Origin of the sequence: Pseudemcibacter sp., from assembly GCF_965661635.1 — a bacterium.
Lineage (GTDB): Bacteria > Pseudomonadota > Alphaproteobacteria > Sphingomonadales > Emcibacteraceae > Pseudemcibacter.
The window spans coordinates 1-3,856 of sequence record NZ_CBFIEP010000094.1 but is presented as its reverse complement, the minus strand read 5'-3'; the positions used below and the strand labels follow the sequence as shown (position 1 = coordinate 3,856).

The following is a 3,856-nucleotide window of genomic DNA, read 5'->3' as shown; positions in this document are numbered from 1 at the left end:
ATCATATTTCGAAAAATTTATAACGGAATGGCCAACTATTGAAAAATTAGCAGCAGCAGACCTTGATGAAGTGCTTACCGCCTGGGCAGGGCTTGGATATTATGCCCGTGCACGTAATTTGCATAAATGCGCCAAACAAGTCGTCGATGAATTAAATGGTGAATTCCCTAATCAATTTGATGAGCTTCTTAAATTGCCCGGTATTGGCGCATACACCGCCGCCGCGATTACATCAATTGTTTACGATATCCCTGCGACAGTTGTCGATGGCAATGTTGAACGCGTTATTTCTCGTGTTTTTAATATTGAAACCCCTCTCCCAGATTCGAGACCCGAAATAAGAGAATATGCAAGGGTATTTACGCCAAACCATAGACCCGGTGATTATGCACAAGCACTTATGGATCTTGGGGCCACCGTATGTACGCCTAAATCTCCCAAATGCGACAATTGTCCTTGGCAGGAAGATTGTCTCGCTCATGAGTTAGGCACCGAAGCTGATTTACCGGTTAGAAAAAACAAAAAAGTTAAACCAACAAGGCGAGGTTATGCTTTTTGGGCTGAGTATGATGGTAAAGTTTGGCTGAGAAAAAGGCCGGAAAAAGGACTTCTTGGTGGAATGATGGAGGTTCCATCTAATGAGTGGGCACCTAGCAACAGTTGGGATAATATTCCAACGCCGCGCATACCGATCATTGCTAATTGGGATTTATTACCGGGTGTTGTTCGTCACACATTTACCCATTTTCATTTAGAATTAAAAGTTGTGCGGCTCAATTTAGAAGAAATGATTAATCTGCAAGAAGGCGAATGGTGCGAAATTGAGAAATCTAATGAATATGCCCTTCCCACTGTTATGAAAAAAATCTTTGTCCATGTTGGACAACCTCTATTGGATTTATAAGATGGTTACTGCATTCTTTTACGGCTTGTTTTTAGATCCTGAAATTCTCGTAAAATTAGGATACACGCCCAACAATGTACAAATTGCCAAATTAAATAATTACCAATTGATAATTGGTGAAAGAGCCAACCTAGTCAGAAGCGATAGCAATCATGTTTGGGGAAATCTTATTGATCTAAACCAAAATGATATCAATGCACTTTATTCGGAAAAATCAGTTGCCGATTATAAAAAGCAAACTGTTTCATGCATCGCACAACGTGACAATAAAACGGTAACGGCCGATGTCTACATATTGCCCGAAGGTTATGCTATGAAACCGGCAAAAAACAGTGATTATACAAAAAAGCTCTATTCCATTTGCCAGAAATATAATTTTCCGGATGATTACTTAAACCATTTAAATAGAATGATTGATGAGATAGGAGATCATAAATGTTAATTCTTCATGATAATGTCGAATCAGGAAATGCTTATAAAGCGAGGCTACTTTTATCCTTAATGGGAAAAGAGTATAAATGCATCCAATATGATGTCGTTAATGGTGAAACCAGAACCGATGAATTTCTAAAAAAATATAATAAAAATGGCCGTATTCCTGTCCTAGAGTTTGAAGATGGTAAATGTCTTGCAGAATCTAATGCGATAATTTATTTCCTATCCCTTGGCACAGAATATTTTCCTAATGATCCATGGTTGCAGGCAAAAGTGATGGAGTGGATGTGTTTTGAACAATATTCACACGAGCCCTTTGTTGCTGTCGCCAAATTTATCTTAACTATGTTACCTGAAAACACACCCCGCCGAGCTGAGATCCCAACTCTTCATGAAAAAGGGTATTCTGCTTTAGAAATAATGGAAAATCAGTTAAAAGAAAACAACTGGCTTGTTGGAGATCATATATCAATCGCTGATATTGCGCTTTATGCCTATACCCATAAAGCACCACTTGGGGGGTTTGATATGACAAGATTCCCAGCCATTAATAATTGGTGCAACCAAATCGAAGCATTACCAAATTATATAAAGATGTTCTAATGGTTGAAGAAGTGCATAAAGCAAGCTGCCTTTGCGGAAATATTGAAATTGAGGCATCGGGAACGCCTAATTATACGAAATATTGCCATTGTCAGATGTGTCAGAAATCATACGGTTCAAGCTTCATGGTCTGGGTCATTTTCGATAAAGAAAAAGTTCACGTTAAAAAAGGTGAAATAGCCAAATATCAGTCCAGTAAATCTTTAGCACGAGGGTTTTGCGCGAACTGTGGTTCAAACGTATCCATCCATACGGATAAATTTTTTGACCTGCCACTTGGTGCTCTTGAAAATCCAGACAACATTAAAATTGATCATCATATCTGGACAAAACGCGCCTTAAATCACGTAAATTTAGATGATAATTTACCGAAATATCATGAAGACCAGCATGATTAAAAATGGCTGATTATTTTATCATAACCATATAATGAATTTAGCGGGCCAATCGCACCTAGACTTAACTTACTTCCATTTAGAATACGGGCAGCACAATTTGTTACGGATTGCGTATCAATCTCATTAATTTTGTCGATAACTTCATCTCTGGAAATATGGCGTCCAAAAATCATCTGCTGTCTGCCCAATTGTTCCATGCGGCTGGTTGTGTTTTCAAGTGACATTAAAATGCCCGCTTTCATTTGCGCTTTTGCGCGGTTCAATTCTTGCTCTGTGACTTTAACCGTCATTTTTCTTAGTTCTTCACCAACCACCGGAATAAGGTCAGATACTTGATCAGGCCCGGTGCCTGCGTGAATACCAAATGTACCCCCATCAACATATGATCCCATATAGGAATAAATAGAGTAAACAAGACCGCGTTTCTCTCTTACTTCTTGGAATAATCGCGATGACATACCACCACCGAAAATCATCGACATGATTTGCGACGTATAGTAATCGGAATCATCAAACTGAATACCATCAAAGCCAAACAATAAATTTACTTGTTCTAAATCACGTTCAATACGCGTTTCACCGCCATGATAAATAGTTTTAATTTTTGCCTCGTCTCTTTTTAATTCAAATGATGAGAAATGTGTTTCAACCATATTTACAAATTTATCGTGATCCAAATTACCGGCCGCCACGACGGCCATGGTTGAAGCTTTGTAATGATTGGACATATAATGCATTAAATCAGAACGGCTATATGCATTTACCAATTCTGTTGTACCTAGAATGGGCCTTCCCATTGGCTGGTCCGGATACGCAGCCGATTGCATTAAATCAAATACAATATCATCAGGTGTGTCTTCAGCTTGGCCGATTTCCTGAATGATCACCCCTCGTTCACGCTCAAGTTCATCAGCAATAAAGGTAGAATGCTGCAAAATATCACCAAGCATATCAACGCCTAATTCTAGATCTTCTTTTAATAGACGTGCATAGTAAGTGGTATGTTCACGTGACGTGTAGGCATTTAAATAACCGCCTACATTTTCAATTTCTTCAGCGATATCAAGCGCAGTTCGACGTTTGGTTCCTTTAAAAGCCATATGCTCAAGCATATGTGATAAACCATTTTCATCCGCTGTTTCAAATCGGCTACCAACATCAACCCAAGCGCCAACCGTGACTGTTTCGACGTTTGACATTTCATCACTAACGACACGAAGTCCGTTATTTAAGGTGGTAGAGCGAACGCTCATAAATTTTCCAAAATATATTTTTTCAGAACTTCGAGGTCATTTGGCAGAACATCAAACTTTTCTTCGCGTTCAAATAAATCAGCCATATGAGCCGGCAATTCAGGATGCTTCCCTGTTACCTCTTTAACCGCTTCTGGAAATTTCGCAGGATGCGCCGTACTCAATGAGACCATTGGAGTTTCTTGATCACGCCAGTTTTCGCGCGCAGCTTTAACACCCACAGCAGTATGAGGATCAATCATATGCCCACCTCTGCTATAAAC

5 protein-coding genes and 1 pseudogene are annotated in these 3,856 nt (G+C 39.3%); 4 read left to right on the top strand and 2 right to left on the bottom strand.

The annotated features are described in order from the left end of the window. The 4 genes from ACTF6W_RS06655 to ACTF6W_RS06640 all read left to right on the top strand — a co-directional run. Nucleotides 1-904 (top strand): A/G-specific adenine glycosylase (locus ACTF6W_RS06655; protein ID WP_438993762.1); only part of this gene is annotated, 904 nt, incomplete at its 5' end. A 1-nt stretch (nt 905) separates the two neighbouring features. Next, on the top strand, nt 906-1,346 hold the full coding sequence (locus tag ACTF6W_RS06650) for a gamma-glutamylcyclotransferase family protein (protein ID WP_438993761.1): 441 nt from the start codon (nt 906-908) through the stop codon (nt 1,344-1,346). Next, entirely contained in the window at nt 1,340-1,942 is a 603-nt protein-coding gene (locus tag ACTF6W_RS06645; RefSeq protein WP_438993760.1) for a glutathione S-transferase family protein, read from the top strand. The genes ACTF6W_RS06650 and ACTF6W_RS06645 overlap by 7 nt, the downstream gene beginning before the upstream one ends. After that, nucleotides 1,942-2,340, top strand: a complete 399-nt coding sequence (locus ACTF6W_RS06640) for a GFA family protein (protein WP_438993759.1) — start codon at nt 1,942-1,944, stop codon at nt 2,338-2,340. The genes ACTF6W_RS06645 and ACTF6W_RS06640 overlap by 1 nt, the downstream gene beginning before the upstream one ends. Here ACTF6W_RS06640 and ACTF6W_RS06635 read toward each other — a convergent pair. Then, a complete protein-coding gene (locus ACTF6W_RS06635; protein WP_438993758.1) occupies nt 2,337-3,593 on the bottom strand; it encodes a M16 family metallopeptidase in 1,257 nt (418 codons plus the stop codon). The two genes, ACTF6W_RS06640 and ACTF6W_RS06635, sit on opposite strands and share 4 nt — an antisense overlap. Continuing rightward, nucleotides 3,590-3,856: pseudogene (locus tag ACTF6W_RS06630) on the bottom strand (threonine synthase); the annotation flags it as partial. The gene ACTF6W_RS06635 and the pseudogene ACTF6W_RS06630, both read right to left, overlap by 4 nt.